Origin of the sequence: Marinobacter sp. BW6 (genome assembly GCF_008107725.1) — a bacterium.
Classification (GTDB): domain Bacteria; phylum Pseudomonadota; class Gammaproteobacteria; order Pseudomonadales; family Oleiphilaceae; genus Marinobacter.
In genome coordinates this window covers 1-383 of sequence record NZ_VIRN01000003.1, presented here as the reverse complement: position 1 = coordinate 383, position 383 = coordinate 1, and the positions used below count along the sequence as shown (strand labels likewise).

Genomic DNA, 383 nt, shown 5'->3' with positions numbered 1-383 from the left:
CATATTGCATGATCATCCGGCCGGTCTGCGTGGACCCGGTAAAGGCGATCTTGGCAATGCGCGGCGACTTGGCCAGCGGTGCGCCGACCTCGGCGCCATAGCCGTTGACGATGTTGAGCACGCCGTCCGGCAACAGGTCGGAAATGAGCTCGGCCAGCACCATGATGGCGGCAGGCGTCTGTTCTGCGGGCTTCAGGACGACGCAGTTGCCGGCGGCCAGCGCCGGAGCCAGTTTCCAGGCGGCCATCAGGATCGAGAAGTTCCACGGAATGATCTGGCCGACCACGCCCAGCGGTTCGTGGAAGTGATAGGCGACCGTGTCGGCATCGATTTCCGACATTGAGCCTTCCTGGCCGCGCAGGACGCCCGCGAAATAGCGGAAG

The 383-nt window shown here is 64.0% G+C and carries 1 pseudogene; it reads right to left on the bottom strand.

Annotated elements, in window-relative coordinates:
* A pseudogene (adh, locus tag FMN52_RS00010) lies at positions 1-383 on the bottom strand (aldehyde dehydrogenase); the annotation flags it as partial.